General features: G+C 60.0%; 15 protein-coding genes. 13 read left to right on the plus strand and 2 right to left on the minus strand.

Annotated features, from left to right (window positions below; all coding sequences use genetic code 11):
• The gene (gene fkpB, locus ATE40_RS00090) at positions 1–471 is read left to right on the plus strand and encodes an FKBP-type peptidyl-prolyl cis-trans isomerase (RefSeq protein ID WP_019455024.1); all 471 of its coding nucleotides are present in this window, start codon (positions 1–3) and stop codon (positions 469–471) included.
• Positions 452–1,405, plus strand: coding sequence for a 4-hydroxy-3-methylbut-2-enyl diphosphate reductase (gene ispH, locus ATE40_RS00095; protein WP_004932946.1), 954 nt, complete (start codon positions 452–454; stop codon positions 1,403–1,405). Before fkpB ends, ispH begins: the two co-directional genes overlap by 20 nt.
• A gap of 274 nt (positions 1,406–1,679) precedes the next feature.
• Here the strand turns inward: ispH and ATE40_RS00100 are convergent, their stop codons facing one another.
• Positions 1,680–2,606: a LysR family transcriptional regulator gene (locus ATE40_RS00100; RefSeq protein ID WP_025159628.1), complete on the minus strand. Its 927-nt coding sequence runs from the start codon at positions 2,604–2,606 to the stop codon at positions 1,680–1,682.
• A 190-nt stretch (positions 2,607–2,796) separates the two neighbouring features.
• Between ATE40_RS00100 and pvcA the strand changes: the two genes are divergently transcribed.
• From pvcA to kefC, 8 genes are all read left to right on the plus strand, one after another.
• Entirely contained in the window at positions 2,797–3,765 is a 969-nt protein-coding gene (pvcA, locus tag ATE40_RS00105) for an L-tyrosine isonitrile synthase (RefSeq protein ID WP_063918138.1), read from the plus strand.
• A 94-nt stretch (positions 3,766–3,859) separates the two neighbouring features.
• Complete coding sequence (locus ATE40_RS00110; RefSeq protein WP_019455027.1) at positions 3,860–4,723, plus strand: TauD/TfdA dioxygenase family protein; 864 nt, start codon at positions 3,860–3,862, stop codon at positions 4,721–4,723.
• Between the two features lie 24 nt (positions 4,724–4,747).
• The gene (locus ATE40_RS00115) at positions 4,748–6,007 is read left to right on the plus strand and encodes a glycosyltransferase (protein ID WP_063918139.1); all 1,260 of its coding nucleotides are present in this window, start codon (positions 4,748–4,750) and stop codon (positions 6,005–6,007) included.
• A 262-nt stretch (positions 6,008–6,269) separates the two neighbouring features.
• On the plus strand, positions 6,270–7,091 hold the full coding sequence (gene dapB / locus ATE40_RS00120) for a 4-hydroxy-tetrahydrodipicolinate reductase (protein WP_019455029.1): 822 nt from the start codon (positions 6,270–6,272) through the stop codon (positions 7,089–7,091).
• Positions 7,092–7,562: 471 nt separating this feature from the next.
• Positions 7,563–8,711, plus strand: coding sequence for a glutamine-hydrolyzing carbamoyl-phosphate synthase small subunit (carA, locus tag ATE40_RS00125; RefSeq protein WP_071532848.1), 1,149 nt, complete (start codon positions 7,563–7,565; stop codon positions 8,709–8,711).
• A 16-nt stretch (positions 8,712–8,727) separates the two neighbouring features.
• Entirely contained in the window at positions 8,728–11,952 is a 3,225-nt protein-coding gene (carB, locus tag ATE40_RS00130; protein ID WP_019455031.1) for a carbamoyl-phosphate synthase large subunit, read from the plus strand.
• Between the two features lie 171 nt (positions 11,953–12,123).
• Entirely contained in the window at positions 12,124–12,681 is a 558-nt protein-coding gene (kefF, locus tag ATE40_RS00135) for a glutathione-regulated potassium-efflux system oxidoreductase KefF (RefSeq protein ID WP_063918140.1), read from the plus strand.
• On the plus strand, positions 12,674–14,536 hold the full coding sequence (gene kefC, locus ATE40_RS00140; RefSeq protein ID WP_019455033.1) for a glutathione-regulated potassium-efflux system protein KefC: 1,863 nt from the start codon (positions 12,674–12,676) through the stop codon (positions 14,534–14,536). The genes kefF and kefC overlap by 8 nt, the downstream gene beginning before the upstream one ends.
• A gap of 36 nt (positions 14,537–14,572) precedes the next feature.
• On the opposite strand, the gene ATE40_RS00145 is transcribed toward kefC, so the two are convergent.
• Positions 14,573–15,187 (minus strand): LysE family translocator, encoded by a 615-nt coding sequence (locus ATE40_RS00145; RefSeq protein WP_019455034.1) that lies wholly within the window; start codon positions 15,185–15,187, stop codon positions 14,573–14,575.
• A gap of 127 nt (positions 15,188–15,314) precedes the next feature.
• Between ATE40_RS00145 and ATE40_RS00150 the strand changes: the two genes are divergently transcribed.
• The 3 genes from ATE40_RS00150 to folA all read left to right on the plus strand — a co-directional run bounded on the left by ATE40_RS00150 (position 15,315) and on the right by folA (position 17,202).
• Positions 15,315–16,115: a threonine/serine exporter family protein gene (locus ATE40_RS00150; protein ID WP_019455035.1), complete on the plus strand. Its 801-nt coding sequence runs from the start codon at positions 15,315–15,317 to the stop codon at positions 16,113–16,115.
• The gene (locus tag ATE40_RS00155) at positions 16,112–16,576 is read left to right on the plus strand and encodes a threonine/serine exporter (protein ID WP_019455036.1); all 465 of its coding nucleotides are present in this window, start codon (positions 16,112–16,114) and stop codon (positions 16,574–16,576) included. The genes ATE40_RS00150 and ATE40_RS00155 overlap by 4 nt, the downstream gene beginning before the upstream one ends.
• A gap of 143 nt (positions 16,577–16,719) precedes the next feature.
• Positions 16,720–17,202: a type 3 dihydrofolate reductase gene (gene folA / locus ATE40_RS00160; protein ID WP_019455037.1), complete on the plus strand. Its 483-nt coding sequence runs from the start codon at positions 16,720–16,722 to the stop codon at positions 17,200–17,202.
• Positions 17,203–17,365: the final 163 nt, after the last annotated feature.

Raw genomic sequence — 17,365 nt, forward strand, 5'->3', positions numbered from 1 at the left:
ATGACGGCTCAGGTTATCAGTGACAGCGCGGTGCTGGTTCACTTTACGCTGAAACTGGAAGACGGTTCGACCGCCGAATCCACCCGCAGCAGCGGCAAACCGGCGCTGTTCCGTCTGGGTGACGGCAGCCTGTCGGCGCCGCTGGAAGCGCATTTGCTCGGCCTGCGCGCGGGCGACAAATGCGCCTTTACCCTGCAGCCGGAAGCGGCGTTCGGCGCGGAGAACCCGGATCTGGTCCAGTTCTTCTCGCGCCGCGACTTCGCGGAAACCGGCGTGCCGGACGTGGGCACCATCATGCTGTTTACCGCCATCGACGGCAGCGAAATGCCGGGCGTGGTGCGCGCGGTGGCGGAAGACTCGATCACCGTCGATTTCAACCATCCGCTGGCGGGTCATCCAGTGACCTTCGATATCGAAGTGCTGGAGATCGATCCGCAGCAGGAGGAGACGCATGCAAATATTGCTGGCTAACCCGCGCGGCTTCTGCGCCGGGGTCGATCGTGCGATCAGCATCGTGGAACGCGCGCTGGAGCTGTATGGCGCGCCGATCTACGTGCGGCATGAAGTGGTGCACAACCGCTACGTGGTCGACAGCCTGCGTGAGCGCGGCGCGGTGTTTATCGAAGAGATCGCCGAAGTGCCGGACGGTTCTATCCTGATCTTCTCGGCGCACGGCGTTTCTCAGGCGGTGCGCGCCGAAGCCAAGGCGCGCGATCTGACCATGCTGTTCGACGCCACCTGTCCGCTGGTGACCAAGGTGCATATGGAAGTGGCGCGCGCCAGCCGCCGCGGCACCGAAGCTATTCTGATCGGTCACGCCGGGCACCCGGAGGTGGAAGGCACCATGGGCCAGTACAGCAACCCGCAGGGCGGCATGTACCTGGTCGAGTCGCCGGATGATGTGTGGAAGCTGCAGGTGAAGGACGAAAATAACCTGTGCTTCATGACGCAGACCACGCTGTCGGTAGATGATACCTCGGACGTGATCGACGCGCTGCGGCAGCGTTTCCCGAGTATTATCGGCCCGCGCAAGGATGATATCTGTTACGCCACCACCAACCGTCAGGAAGCGGTGCGCAATCTGGCCGGCGATGCGGACGTGGTGCTGGTAGTGGGGTCGAAAAACTCCTCCAACTCCAACCGTCTGGCGGAGCTGGCGCAGCGCGTCGGCAAACCGGCTTATCTTATCGACTCGGCGGCGGATATTCAGGAAAGCTGGCTGAGCGAAGCGCGCAACATCGGCGTCACCGCCGGTGCTTCAGCGCCGGACGTGCTGGTGCAGGAGGTGATCTCTCGCCTGAAAGCGCTGGGCGGCCTGGACGTGCATGAGATCAGCGGGCGTGAAGAGAATATCGTGTTTGAAGTGCCGAAAGAGCTGCGCGTGGATGTGCGTCAGATCGATTAAGGTGCGTGAATAGCGATAACCACGGGGAGCTCAGGCTTCCCGTTTTTTTTTGGCAGGCTGCGGCGTTAAAAATAAAATCCTGCGAATATTCAAATTTTCTGCTAACTAAAGCCAAATTTATTCTGAGTATTTGAAATAGCTTCTGCGTAATTAATTATATGGTCTGATAATAAAGTCATTAATCAGAATATCATTAGCCTGCAATCTAAATGAGCCTGGTGTTGGCAGCGCGATTACAATAATTACAATAGTGGTGTTGCAGATGTTTCTTATTTTATTCTTGGCGAATCTGTTCTAGAGCGTTTAATCCTTTCTTCTGTAAATAGATCTTCATATGCTCCAGTAATCGTCGCACTTTTAATGGCTGAATCTCCCTGCGCGGCATTATGGCATAGCAATTAATTTCCGGTAATCGCCAGTCGGGCAATATTTCTATCAGTTCGCCGCTGCGCAATTCTCGCTCAACGTTGGCGAAGAAATTGCGAATGATGCCTTTGCCGGTCAGCGCCAGTTCCTTCATCGCCATGCCGCTGTTGGTGAACAAGCGACCGGTCATGCGCATGCGGTGCTCGCCGCCGTCGCGGTGGATCAGACGAACAAACTGCGGGTTGCCGAGCGGTGTAAAGGTGACCCATTGGTGGTGCGTCAGCGCCTGTGGCGAATCCGGCACGCCGTGATGCGCCAGGTAAGCCGGCGAGGCGCACAGCACTTCGCGGCAGCGCGCCAGCCGCGTGGAAACGTAGCTGGAGTCCGCCAGCACGCCGCCGCGTATCGCCAGATCGATGCGCTGCGTGATGAGATCTATCTTCTCATCATGGATTTCCAACCGCAGCGTGAGGCGGGGATGTTCGTCGAGAAAACTTTGCAGCGCCGGCACCAGGTAGTGAGTGGCGAATTCGGTGGAGGTGGCGACGCGCAGCTCACCGACCAGTTCGCCGCGCAGCGCGGCGATCCGTTGTTGGCCTCGTTCGGCGGCGTGGATCATCAACAGGCAATCTTCATAAAAGCACAGCCCGGCTTCGGTCAGACTCAATGAGCGCGTCGAGCGCAGCAGTAATTGAATGCCCAGATGTTCTTCCAACTGGCGAATATGCTGGCTAACGGCGGAAGTCGTCATGCCCAATTCTTTTGCCGCCATGCTGAATGCGCCGCAATCGACCACTTTTGAGAAAATGGCCATACGTCTTAAAATATTGCTCATAGTTTGTTAAGCACAAATTAACCAAGATTGTGAGTTATACGGGCTAATAATATAGCACCATCTCTTCTATATTGCCTGAAGCATATAAACGCCGGGCTGGTTATTATTCCGCAGGGATTTTTCTCTTTTTGATAAATCTTATTGCGCTTATCAATAATACACCCGCGCCACATCGCAACAGGAGCTCATTGTGGACAGCGCTCAGAAAGAAGAAATATCGTTAAAGATACTACGTGAATTATTGCAATACCGTCGCCGCTTCCCCGGCGGTGATGGCACCTCGATTGCCGATGAAGAGCGGCGGGTCACCCAGGTGCAATTGCCGCGCATTCGGGCATTCATTGAAAACGAACAGCGCATCGAGTTCGTGCTGCCCGCCTTTCCGACCAAATCGCCTAATGCCAACAAGGTGATCGGCGCGGTGCCGGACATGGCGGAGCGTCTGTCGCTGATCTTCCTCAATTCGCTATGCCAGCGCATTCAACTCTACTACCCGCCGGGCGCGCATATCGTTATCTGCTCCGACGGCCACGTGTTCGGCGATCTGATCCGCGTCAGTGACGAAGCGATCAACCACTACCAGCGCGAAATTGAAAACCTGCTGCATGAAGTGGGCGCGACGCATCTCAGCGTATTCAACCTCGGGGATGTCAAAGGCCTGGCCGAACATACCGATGATTACGATCTGCTGCGCCAACTGTTGGTGGAAGGCTATGCCGAACCGGAGGAGGCGATCAAGCAACAGCTGATGCAGGACGAACAGGGCTTACTGCTTTATCGCGCCATCACGCGCTTCCTGTATGAAGATAGCCAACTGCCGGGTTACAGCGGTTCCAACGCCGCACTGCAGAAAGACGCCAAACAGCGCGCCTGCGGGGTTATTCAGCGCAGCTGGGCCTGGGGCAACCTGCTGGCGCAGCACTTCCCGGCGGCGATCCGCCTGTCGATTCACCCGCAGCCGGTCGACAGCCTGAAGATGGGTATCCACATGATGCCGACCAAAGACGACTGGTTGACGCCGTGGCACGGCGTGGCGGCCAACGTGAACGGCCAGTTCGTGCTGATGAAGCGCAAAGACGCGCAGAGCCTGGACGGCGAACTGGTGGAAATCCGCGGCACGCCGAGCCATTACCTGATCGAACAGCCGCAGATGGCCTGAGCCTCTGCAGGCCTTGCGCCCGAAATCCTGGCGGGCGCGTTTTTGACGGCACGTTGCCGTGTGAGCAGCACATTCGATGCAAGGAGAATCACCGATGAACAACCAACCGCTTGATTGCCACATTCAACTGAATACCCCGTTCGGCGCGATCCTGACGCCGCAGCACCCGGGGCAAAAGATCGGCGAACTGCCGGTGGCGGCACTGCGGGCGCTGGCGCAGGAGCACCACTTGCTGGTGCTGCGCGGATTCGACTCCGGTTTCAGCGACGCGGATGTCCTGACTCGCTATGCCGAACGCTGGGGCGAGATCATGATGTGGCCGTTCGGCGCGGTGCTGGACGTGAAAGAACATCCGGACGCCAAGGATCATATCTTCGACAGCAGCTACGTTCCGCTGCATTGGGATGGCATGTATAAGCCGACCATCCCCGAGTTCCAGCTGTTCCACTGCGTGGCGGCGCCATCGCAGGATGAAGGCGGATGCACCACCTTCGTCGATACCACGCGACTGTTGGCCAACGCGGACGAAGCGCTGCTGGATCAGTGGCTGTCGGTGTCGATCACTTACCGCATTAAGCAGGTGGTGCACTACGGCGGTGAAGTCTGTTCGCCGCTGGTGGTGCAGCACCCGAACGGCAGGGGATTGATCATGCGCTACAATGAACCGCCGACGGAAGGCAAAAAATTCCTCAACCAGCATGCGCTGGAATATCACGGTGTGCCGGAGCAACAGCAGGAACAGTTCCACCACACCCTGCAGCAGCACCTGTACGATCCGCGTCACTATTATGCCCACCAGTGGCAGCAGGGCGACGTGGTCGTGGCGGACAACTTCTCGCTGCTGCACGGCCGTGAGGGCTTTACCGCCCGTTCCGCGCGTCATTTGCAGCGCGTGCATATTCAGAGCAACCCGGTGTGCGCCAATCTGGCGCTGAAGCCGGCCAACGCAGAAGCGTAAAGGAGCATTATGGCAAGGATACTGATGGCGGCGGTCGCCACTCCGGGGCACGTCTACCCGATGTTAGCTATCGCTCGTCACCTGATCGCCCAAGGGCATCAGGTGCGGGTGATGACCGGCGCGCTGTTTCGCGAACGCGCCGAAGCGGCTGGGGCGAACTTCGTACCGTTCGACGCGCAGGTGGACTTCGATTATCGCCACCTGGAAGAGCACTTTCCGCAGCGCGCCGCGCTGCCGCCGGGCAATGCGCAGATGGCGCTGGCGCTGAAGGATTTCTTCGCCGCGCCGATCCCGCTGCTGGATCGGCAGCTGCGTGCGGCCATTGCCGCCGAAAAGACCGATTTGTTGATGGTGGAGAACTGCTTCTACGGCGTATTGCCGCTGTTGCAGTCCGCCGAACGGCCACCGGTCTTCGGTATCGGCGTTACGCCGCTGTCGTATTCTTCGCGTGACGCCATTTTTTACGGCCCGCGCATCCCGCCGGCGCTGTTGCCGCAGGCGCTGACCCGCGAGCAATTGGTGGATGAAGAGACGCGCGTGTTGCTTGATGAGGTGCAGCGGAGCTTCGATGCGGCGCTGGTGCAAGCGGGCGGGCGGGCGCTGACTCGCCCGTTTACCGATGCGCTGATCGGCGGCTGCGAGCGTTTCCTGCAGTTGGCCACCACGGCGCTGGAATATGAGCGCGACGATCTGCCGAGCGGCGTGCGCTTCGTCGGTCCGCTGCGTAGCGGCGGTCAACCGGCGGCGGAAGAGACGCTGTGGGAGGCGGACGATGATCGGCCGCTGGTGATCGTGTCTCAGGGCACGTTGGCCAACGTCGATCTGCATCAGCTGATCGTGCCGACGCTGCAGGCGCTGGCGCATCTGCCGGTGCGGGTGTTGGCCACCACCGGCGGGCGGGCGACGGCAGGGCTGATGGACGCGTTGCCGGACAACGCCAGAGTGCGGGAGTTTATCTCCTTCGAACGCTGGCTGCCGCATGCGTCGCTGCTGATCACCAACGGCGGTTATGGCTCGATCAACTATGCGCTGGACAGCGGCGTGCCGCTGATCGTCGCCGGCACCGGCGAGGATAAGCTGGAGGCGGCGGCGCGCGTGGTCGCTGCCGGTTGCGGCATCAGCCTGCACACCAGCACGCCGAGCGCAGAACAGATCCTGGCGGCGGCGTCGCGTATTCTGCAGCAGCCGATCTACCGCCAACGCGCGGCGCTGGTGCGTGAAGATTATGCCCGCCACGATGCGCTAACGGCGATAGCCAACGAAGTGGCGGCTATTACCGCCTGATCTCGCTGCACCTCCTTCCCAGGCGCCGTTTTCGGCGCCTTTTTTCTGCATTTTTTCTCAATGGAAACTGCATGATTATGTACAATCGCCGCAGGCCGCCAAATCGGTTGAATGTTAATCTTATGACAGCGCCGCTGATGGAAGCGGGGGAATATCATCATTTTCTAATGATGTCATGAATCCTCTGGCGGCGCGCAAGCGGGGCAGTTACCCTGAATCGATGGATTAATGGGATACGCGTTAAATCAAGAAGAGAGCAAGCATGAAAGATTCACAAATCCGCATTGCGATTGCGGGCGCCGGCGGCCGGATGGGCCGTCAATTGATCCAGGCGGTGCAGCAGGCGGAAGGCGTAGTGTTGGGCGCGGCGCTGTCGCGACCGGGCTCCAGCCTGATCGGCGTCGACGCCGGTGAGCTGGCGGGCATCGGCGCGCTGGGTGTCAAGGTAAGCGACAGCCTGGAGAAAGTGGCGAGCGAGTTCGACATTCTGATCGACTTCACCCGTCCGGAAAGCACGCGGAGCTACCTGGATTTTTGCGTGGCGCACCACAAGGCGATGGTGATTGGCACCACCGGCTTCGATGACGCCGGCAAGCAGGCGATCCGCGATGCGGCGCAGCATATCGGCATCGTGTTTGCCGCCAACTTCAGCGTCGGCGTCAACCTGGTGTTGAAACTGCTGGAGAAGGCCGCGCAAGTGATGGGCGACTATACCGACATCGAAATCGTTGAGGCGCACCACCGCCACAAAGTGGATGCGCCATCGGGCACGGCATTGGCGATGGGCGAAGCGATCGCCGGCGCGCTGGGGCGCGACCTGAAAAGCTGCGCGGTCTATGCGCGCGAAGGCCATACCGGCGAGCGCGATCCGAAAAGCATCGGCTTTGCCACCATTCGCGCTGGCGACATCGTCGGCGAGCACACCGCGATGTTTGCCGACATCGGTGAGCGGGTGGAGATCACCCATAAAGCTTCCAGCCGCATGACTTTTGCCAGCGGCGCGGTGCGTGCGGCAGTCTGGCTGTATAATCGAGATAAAGGCCTGTTTGATATGCGAGATGTGCTGAATCTCGAGCAGTTATAATTGATTTGCATACCATAGTGATGTGGGTGTATTGATCATAATGCTATGATAATCGGACAATAATTTTATTGTCCTTTTTTTTTAACATGATAAATGTGGCTTTGGTTTATTTTTTGTTTTAAAGGTTGTGTTTGTTGATGTTTATCTTGCTAATTACCTTGTTTTTCTCCGCCTGAGGCTATTTTAACGTCTATTTTAGCCCGTTCCGGCGCCGTTTTCCGTCATTCGGCCTCGCAACCGTTTTCCAGCCCCGGTTTTCTGTGTTTTTATCGCCGCTCAAGCCGCTTGGGCACCGAAAACTGCAAAAATAAAACAAAAAATGGCAGTTTGGGTAGACAAGCCGAACACTCATCATTAAAATGCGCCCAATTTGCCAAAAATTGGCCTCGCGGACGGTTTTTGCATTGATTTAGATCGCGATATCTGAATTAATATGCAAATATTGTGATTGATTATTCCTCGGAGGATGTTTTGATTAAGTCAGCGCTATTGGTTCTGGAAGACGGAACCCAATTCCACGGTCGGGCCATCGGGGCAGAGGGAACGGCAGTGGGGGAAGTGGTCTTCAATACGTCGATGACCGGTTATCAAGAAATCCTCACTGATCCTTCCTATTCCCGCCAGATCGTTACTCTTACTTATCCTCATATCGGCAATGTCGGCACCAATGCTTCCGACGAAGAATCCTCCGCAGTACACGCCCAAGGCCTCGTCATTCGTGACCTCCCGCTGATCGCCAGCAACTACCGCAACGAAGAAAGCCTGTCCGACTACCTCAAGCGTCACAACATCGTGGCGATCGCCGATATCGATACCCGTAAATTGACCCGCCTGCTGCGCGAGAAGGGCGCCCAGAACGGCTGCATCGTCGCCGCCGATACGCCGGACGCCGCGCTGGCCCTGGCCAAGGCGCAAGGTTTCCCGGGGTTGAAGGGCATGGATCTGGCGAAAGAAGTCACGACCCAAGAGGCCTACAGCTGGCAGCAAGGCAGCTGGACGCTTGAAGGCGACCTGCCTGAAGCCAAAACCGCCGCGGAACTGCCTTTCCACGTGGTGGCTTACGACTACGGCGCCAAGCGCAACATCCTGCGCATGCTGGTGGATCGCGGCTGCCGCCTGACCGTGGTGCCGGCGCAGACCCCGGCCGACGAGGTGCTGAAAATGAATCCGGACGGCATCTTCCTGTCCAACGGCCCGGGTGACCCGGAGCCGTGCGACTACGCCATCGCCGCCATCAAACAGTTCCTGGAAACCGACATTCCGGTGTTCGGCATCTGTCTGGGCCACCAGCTGCTGGCGCTGGCCAGCGGGGCGAAAACCATGAAGATGAAGCTCGGCCACCACGGCGGCAACCACCCGGTGAAGGATCTGGACAACAATACCGTGATGATCACCGCGCAGAACCACGGCTTTGCGGTAGACGAGAATAACCTGCCGGCGAACCTGCGCGTGACGCACAAATCGCTGTTCGACCACACGGTGCAGGGCATTCACCGCACCGACAAGGCGGCGTTCAGTTTCCAGGGGCACCCGGAAGCCAGCCCTGGCCCGCACGACGCCGCGCCGCTGTTCGATCACTTTATCGAACTGATTGAGACTTACCGTTCTAACGCCAAATAATCAGGAGCAGTAAAAAATGCCAAAACGTACAGACATAAAAAGCATCCTGATCCTCGGCGCGGGCCCGATCGTTATCGGTCAGGCGTGTGAGTTCGACTACTCTGGCGCCCAGGCGTGTAAAGCGCTGCGCGAAGAGGGCTACCGCGTCATTTTGGTCAACTCCAACCCGGCGACTATCATGACCGACCCGGAAATGGCCGACGCTACCTACATTGAGCCGATCCACTGGGAAGTGGTACGCAAGATCATCGAAAAAGAGCGCCCGGATGCGGTGCTGCCGACCATGGGCGGCCAGACGGCGCTGAACTGCGCGCTGGAGCTGGAGCGTCAGGGCGTACTGGCCGAGTTCGGCGTCACCATGATCGGCGCCACCGCCGATGCGATCGACAAGGCCGAAGACCGTCGCCGTTTCGACGTGGCGATGAAGAAGATCGGTCTGGATACCGCGCGCTCCGGCATCGCGCACACCATGGAAGAAGCGCTGGCGGTTGCCGCTGACGTCGGCTTCCCGTGCATCATCCGTCCTTCCTTTACCATGGGCGGTACCGGCGGCGGCATCGCTTACAACCGTGAAGAGTTCGAAGAAATCTGCGAACGCGGTCTGGATCTGTCGCCGACCAACGAGCTGCTGATCGACGAATCGCTGATCGGTTGGAAAGAGTACGAGATGGAAGTGGTGCGTGATAAGAACGACAACTGCATCATTGTTTGCTCCATCGAAAACTTCGACGCCATGGGCATCCACACCGGCGACTCGATCACCGTCGCGCCGGCCCAGACCCTGACCGACAAGGAATACCAAATCATGCGCAACGCCTCGATGGCGGTGCTGCGTGAGATCGGCGTCGAAACCGGCGGCTCCAACGTGCAGTTCTCGGTCAACCCGAAAACCGGCCGCCTGATCGTCATCGAAATGAACCCGCGCGTATCGCGCTCTTCGGCGCTGGCGTCGAAAGCCACCGGCTTCCCAATCGCCAAGATCGCCGCCAAGCTGGCGGTGGGTTACACCCTCGATGAGCTGATGAACGACATCACCGGCGGCCGCACCCCGGCGTCGTTCGAGCCGTCCATCGACTACGTCGTCACCAAGATCCCGCGCTTCAACTTCGAGAAGTTCGCCGGCGCCAACGATCGCCTGACCACCCAGATGAAGTCGGTCGGTGAAGTGATGGCCATCGGCCGCACCCAACAGGAGTCGCTGCAGAAAGCGCTGCGCGGCCTGGAAGTGGGCGCCACCGGTTTCGACCCGAAAGTGAGCCTGGACGATCCGGAAGCGCTGACCAAAATTCGCCGCGAGCTGAAAGACGCCGGTTCCGACCGCATCTGGTACATCGCCGACGCCTTCCGCGCCGGTCTGTCGGTCGACGGCGTCTTCAACCTGACCAACGTCGACCGCTGGTTCCTGGTGCAGATTGAAGAGCTGGTGCGCCTGGAAGAGCAGGTGGCCGACGCGGGCATCAACGGCCTGAACAAAGAGTTCCTGCGCACCCTGAAGCGCAAAGGCTTCGCCGATGCGCGCCTGGCCAAGCTGGCCGGCGTCGCCGAGAGCGAAATTCGCAAGCTGCGCCACAGCCACGGTTTGCACCCGGTGTACAAGCGCGTGGACACCTGTGCGGCGGAATTCGCCACCGACACCGCCTACATGTACTCCACTTATGAAGAAGAGTGCGAGTCCAATCCGACCAACGACCGGCCGAAAGTGATGGTGCTGGGCGGCGGGCCGAACCGTATCGGCCAGGGCATCGAGTTCGACTACTGCTGCGTGCACGCCTCGCTGGCGCTGCGCGAAGACGGCTACGAGACCATCATGGTCAACTGTAACCCGGAAACCGTCTCCACCGACTACGACACCTCCGACCGTCTGTACTTTGAGCCGGTAACGCTGGAAGACGTGCTGGAAATCGTGCGCATCGAGAAGCCGAAAGGCGTTATCGTACAGTACGGCGGCCAGACTCCGCTGAAGCTGGCGCGCGAGCTGGAAGCCGCAGGCGTGCCGATCATCGGCACCAGCCCGGACGCCATCGACCGCGCCGAAGACCGCGAACGCTTCCAGCAGGCGGTAAACCGCCTGGGCCTGAAGCAGCCGGCCAACGCCACCGTCACCGCCATCGAGCAGGCAGTGGAGAAGGCGGCGGGCATCGGCTATCCACTGGTGGTGCGCCCTTCCTACGTGCTGGGCGGCCGGGCGATGGAAATCGTCTATGACGAAACCGACCTGCGCCGTTACTTCCAGACCGCGGTCAGCGTGTCCAACGATGCGCCGGTGCTGCTGGACCGCTTCCTGGACGATGCGGTGGAAGTGGACGTCGACGCCATCTGCGACGGCGAGCGTGTGCTGATTGGCGGCATCATGGAGCACATCGAACAGGCGGGCGTGCACTCCGGCGACTCCGCGTGTTCGCTGCCGGCATACACCCTGAGCCAGGAAATTCAGGACGTGATGCGTCGCCAGGTGGAAAAACTGGCGTTCGAGCTGCAGGTGCGCGGCTTGATGAACGTGCAGTTCGCGGTGAAAGACAACGAAGTCTACCTGATTGAAGTCAATCCGCGCGCCGCGCGTACCGTGCCGTTCGTGTCCAAAGCCACCGGCGTGCCGCTGGCCAAGGTGGCCGCGCGCGTGATGGCGGGCAAAACGCTGGTTGAGCAGGGTGTGACCGAAGAGATCATCCCGCCGTACTACTCGGTGAAAGAAGTGGTGCTGCCGTTCAACAAATTCCCGGGCGTCGACCCGATTCTGGGGCCGGAAATGCGCTCTACCGGGGAAGTGATGGGCGTGGGCCGCACCTTCGCGGAAGCCTTCTCCAAAGCGATGCTGGGCAGCAACTCGGGCATGAAGAAACAGGGCCGCGCGCTGCTGTCGGTGCGCGAAGGCGATAAAGCCCGCGTGGTCGACCTGGCCGCCAGCCTGCTGAAGCAGGGCTTCGAGCTGGACGCAACCCACGGCACCGCGGTGGTGCTGGGCGAAGCGGGCATCAACCCGCGCCTGGTCAACAAGGTGCACGAAGGGCGTCCGCACATTCAGGACCGTATCAAGAACGGCGAGTACACTTACATCGTCAACACCACGGCCGGCCGTCAGGCGATTGAAGACTCCAAGCTGATTCGCCGCAGCGCCCTGCAGTACAAGGTGCACTACGACACTACGCTGAACGGCGGCTTCGCCACCGCGATGGCGCTGAAAGCGGATCCGACCGAGCAGGTCACTTCGGTGCAGGAAATGCACGCGCGCATCGGCAAGTAACCGTGCGATAACGCTATGTCAGGGGCGCTGCAATGCAGCGCCCCTTTTTTATTCAGCAAATTTGTCGGCTGGCGTTAAAAATTTCCGCTATCAATCAGTGGGCAAACTGTCACTCTGTGTGATTGGTATATGCTTGGTGTATTGGCAAGGAACGAAGGAACGACGATAACAATGATTTTGATAATTTATGCTCACCCGTATCCCCGGCATTCGCATGCCAATCAGCGCCTGCTGCAGGCGGTGAAGGATCTCCCCGAGGTAGAGGTGCGCTCGCTGTATGAGCTGTATCCCGATTTCAATATCGACATCAATGCCGAACAGCAGGCGCTGGAGCGCGCCGACATGGTGGTGTTGCAGCATCCGATGCAGTGGTACAGCTTTCCGCCGCTGTTGAAGCTGTGGATCGATAAAGTGCTGGAGCACGGCTGGGCCTATGGCCACGACGGCAATGCGCTGGTGGGCAAAGACTGCCTGTGGGCGGTAACCAGCGGCGGTGACGAGCACCATTTCGAACTGGGCGATTTTCCCAACTTCGCCGCGCTGGCGCAGCCGCTGCAGGCCACGGCGATCTATTGCGGCATGAACTGGCAGCCGTATTTCGCCCTGCACAACACCTTTACCTGCAACGAACCGGCGTTGCTCGCCGCCGGTGAAGCCTACCGGCAGCGGTTGGTCGACTACCTGATGGAACACGCCGAAGCGGAAACCGGGGAGGCCAGCCATGGATAATCACCATATGATGATCGAGGGGCTGATCTATCTCGGCTCCGCCGCGTTATTTGTACCGATCGCGGTGCGGCTGGGGCTGGGCTCGGTGCTCGGTTACCTGATCGCCGGCTGCATCATCGGCCCCTGGGGGCTGAAACTGGTGTCGGACGCCGAGTCGATCCTCACCTTCGCCGAGATCGGCGTGGTGCTGATGCTGTTTATCATCGGTCTGGAGCTGGATCCCAAGCGGCTGTGGACGCTGCGCGCCTCGGTGTTCGGCGGCGGCAGCATTCAGATGGTAGGCTGCGGCCTGGCGCTGAGCGCTTTCTGTTACTTCCTTGGCCTCAACTGGAAGGTGGCGCTGCTGATCGGTTTGACGCTGGCGCTCTCATCCACCGCCATCGCCATGCAGGCGATGAGTGAACGCAATTTGACGCCGTCTCCGATCGGCCGCAGCGCGTTTGCGGTGCTGCTGTTCCAGGACATCGCGGCGATCCCGCTGGTGGCGATGATCCCACTGCTGGCCAGCAGCGGCGCCAGCACCACGCTGGGCGCATTCGTGCTGTCGGCGGCCAAGGTGGTGGGCGCGCTGGTGATGGTGGTGCTGCTCGGCCGCTACGTCACCCGCCCGCTGCTGCATTTCGTCGCCCGCTCGGGCATGCGCGAGGTATTCAGCGCCGTGGCGCTGTTCCTGGTGTTCGGCTTCGGCATCCTGCTGGAGATGGCCGGGCTGTCGATGGCGATGGGGGCGTTTCTCGCCGGGGTACTGCTGGCGAGCTCGGAATACCGCCACGCGCTGGAGAGCGATATTCAGCCGTTCAAAGGACTGCTGCTGGGGCTGTTCTTCATCGGCGTCGGCATGTCGATCGATTTCGGCACCCTGTTCCATCATCCGCTGCTGATCGCCTCGCTGCTGCTGGGCTTTATGCTGATCAAAGCGGCGCTGCTGTGGCTGATCGGGCCGCTGCTTGGGGTGCCGAAACGCCAGCGCGGCCTGTTCGCCATTTTGCTGGGCCAGGGCAGTGAGTTCGCTTTCGTTATCTTCAGCGCGGCGCAGCTGGCCGGCGTTTTGCCGGTCGAGTGGGCCAAGTCGCTGACGCTGGCGGTGGCGCTGTCGATGGCGGCCACGCCGCTGCTGTTGGTGATCGCCGCGCAGCTGGAGAAAAATGCGCCGAAAGAGGAGCGCCCGGCTGACGTCATTGACGACGAAAATGCCAGCGTGATCATCGCCGGTTTCGGCCGTTTCGGTCAGATCGCCGGTCGTCTGCTGTTGGCCAACGGCGTGCACACCGTGGTACTGGATCACGATCCGGATCATATCGAAACGCTGCGCAAATTCGACACCAAGGTGTTCTACGGCGACGCCACGCGGGCCGATCTGCTGGAGGCCGCCGGCGCCGCCCATGCCAAGGTGCTGATCAACGCCATCGACGATGTGGAGGACAGCCTGGCGTTAACCGAGCTGGCCAGGCAGCACTTCCCGCATCTGAAGGTGGTGGCGCGGGCGCGCGACGTCGACCACTGGTATCAGCTGCGGCAGCTGGGGGTGGAAAAACCGGAGCGCGAAACCTTCGAAAGCTCGCTGCGCATCGGCCGTGAAACGCTGGAATTGCTGGGACTGGACGCCTATGAAGCGCGCGAGAAAGCGGACACTTTCCGTCGCTATAACCTGAAGATGCTGGAAGATACGCTGGAGAATTATCAGGACACTGAATTCCGTATCGCCAGCCTGCAACGGGCCAAGGAGATGCTCAGCGCGGCCATCGAGCAGGATCAGAATCGGTTGGCGCGGGTGCAGCAGACCGGTTGGCGCGGCAGTATCGACGGCAAGGCGCCGGAAGACGAAGTGGTGGAAGCCAAAGAAGCCAAAGGATAACAACAGGGGCGCCGCGATGGCGCCCCGTTTTTTTGTTCAGCTCAGCGCGACCTTGATGCCTAAGGCGATCAGCATGCCGCCCAGCAATTTGTCGACGACCTTCTGTGCCTTCTCCAGCCCGCGGCGTACCGGTCCGCTTTGGATCAGGAATACCAGCAGCGGCCACCAGATGACCGACAGGCCGAGAATAATCCCCGCGTACCACAGTTTGTCGCCCAGGCCAGAATCGATCTGCAGCACCTGGGTGAACACCGCCAGGAAGAACAGGGTGGCCTTTGGGTTCAGCAGATTGCACAGGTAGCCTTGCGCAAAGGCGCTCTTCAGGCTGACCTGCTGCTGCGGCAGATTGCTGACGTTCATTTTGCCGCCGCCGCGCGACAGCAGCGCCTGGATGCCGATCCACACCAGATACACCGCCCCAGCGTATTTCAGCAGGTTGAACAGCCACGGCGTAGTGGTGATCACCACCGCCAGCCCGGCGACGCAGTAGGACATGTGGGTGGCGACGCCGCAGATCACGCCGAAGGCGGTCATCATGGCGGCCAGGCGCGGGTAGCGGGCGGCGTTTTTAATCACCAGGAAAAAATCCGGGCCGGGGGAGAGCATGCCAAGGGTGGCGATGCCGGCGACGAACAGCGAAGTTTCAAGCATGGGAGCGTCTCGCGCAAAAGGCAGAATTCTGGCGATAATAACGCCGCTTCCTCTGATGCGCATCAACCCAATGAGGTATTGTTAGGCTCTATGATAATAATTCATCTACCACCCGCGACGGAGCACCATGCAGCAGACTACCGCCACAGACATGCCGGAACCGCATCGGCAACAGCGTGAAATCACCCGCCTGTGCATTCAATGCGCGTTGCTGCTGTTGCAGCACGGCGCCGAGAGCACGGTGGTGGAACAGCTGTCGACCCGCCTGGGGTTGGCGCTGGGGATGGACAGCGTGGAAAGTTCGATCTCCGCCAATGCGGTGGTGCTGACCACCCTCAGCCACGGCGCTTGCCTGACCACCACCCGCAAGAACGTCGATCGCGGCATCAATATGCAGGTGGTGACCGAAGTGCAGCATATCGTGATCCTCGCCGAGCACCACTTGGCGGATGCGCACGACGTGGCGCGCCGCTTTGAAAGGATCCGGCCGCTGCGCTATCCGCGCTGGCTGGTGGTGCTGATGGTGGGGTTGTCCTGCGGGTGCTTCAGCATGCTCAACGGCGGCGGTGGCGACGCCTTCCTGGTGACCTTTATCGCCAGCGGCACGGCGATGTTGGTGCGCCAAATCCTCACCGCCCGCCATATGAATCCGTTGATCAATTTCTGCCTGACGGCGTTTGTCGCTACGTCGATCTCCGGATTGCTGCTGCGCCTGCCGGCGTTTAAAGACACCTCGAGCGTGGCGATGGCCGCCAGCGTGCTGCTGCTGGTGCCGGGCTTTCCGTTGATCAACGCGGTGGCCGACATGTTCAAAGGGCATGTGAATACCGGGCTGGCACGCTGGGCGATGGCCAGCCTGTTGACGTTGGCGACCTGTATCGGCGTGGTGATGGCGATGTCGCTGTGGGATCTGCGGGGGTGGTCATGAATCTGCTGTGGGCCTTGTTGCAGGAGATGCTGTTGGCGGCGGTGCCGGCGCTGGGCTTCGCCATGGTGTTCAACGTGCCGCTGCGTGCGCTGCGCTATTGCGCGTTGCTCGGGGCTATCGGGCGCGGTTCGCGCATGCTGATGATGCACGGCGGCATGAACATCGAGTGGGCCTCGTTGCTGGCGGCGATCCTGATCGGCATCATCGGCATCTATTGGTCGCGCTGGCTGCTGGCGCACCCGAAGGTATTCACCGTGGCGGCGGTGATCCCGATGTTCCCCGGCATTTCCGCCTATACCGCGATGATAACTGTGGTAGAGATCTCGCATCTGGGCTACAGCGAGGCCTTGATGGAGACCATGATCACCAACTTCCTTAAGGCCAGTTTCATCGTCGGCGCCTTGTCGATCGGCCTGTCGTTACCGGGTCTGTGGCTGTACCGCAAACGCCCCGGCGTGTGAAATTTCCCGGCGGAAGAACGTTGGTTATTAGATATGCTGATAAGAGCTATCTTATATATTCATCTTGCTTGATTAGCCTATCGACGGCACTCAGGCCTTTACGTATAGTGTCACCAATTTTGCTGCCTACACAGGGTTAAACAATGATTATCAGCCTGATCGCTGCCTTGGCGGCGGATCGCGTTATTGGCATGGAAAACGCCATGCCGTGGCACCTGCCGGCGGACCTTGCGTGGTTTAAACGCAACACGTTGAATAAGCCGGTTATTATGGGCCGTAAGACCTTCGAGTCCATCGGCCGCCCGCTGCCGGGCCGCCACAATATCGTTTTGAGCAGCCGCCCGGGCAGCGAAGCCGGGGTGACCTGGGTGACTTCGCTGGATGAGGCGCTGGCCGCCGCCGGCGACGTGGAAGAAGTGATGGTGATCGGCGGCGGGCGCATCTATACCCAGCTGCTGCCGCGCGCCGATCGCCTGTACCTGACGCACATCGACGCCGAAGTCGGCGGCGATACCCACTTCCCCGACTACGAGCCGGACGAGTGGGAAACCACCTTCAGCGAGTTCCACGACGCCGACGATCTGAACTCGCACAGCTACTGCTTCGAGATCCTGCAGCGCCGCTGATTTCAGCGCGTTAGCCAGGCTATCCCCGGGGGCGCAAGCAATTGCGCCCCCGGTCTTTTTGCGTCCGTCATGCGTAACCTTTCCGTCACATTACCTGATTAGTATGAAGCCCAACTCCGAGCGCCTCGGCAACTCTGGTGAATCTTGATCGCGGCGCCATAAC

It is taken from the genome of Serratia surfactantfaciens (assembly GCF_001642805.2).
Classification (GTDB): Bacteria; Pseudomonadota; Gammaproteobacteria; order Enterobacterales; family Enterobacteriaceae; genus Serratia; species Serratia surfactantfaciens.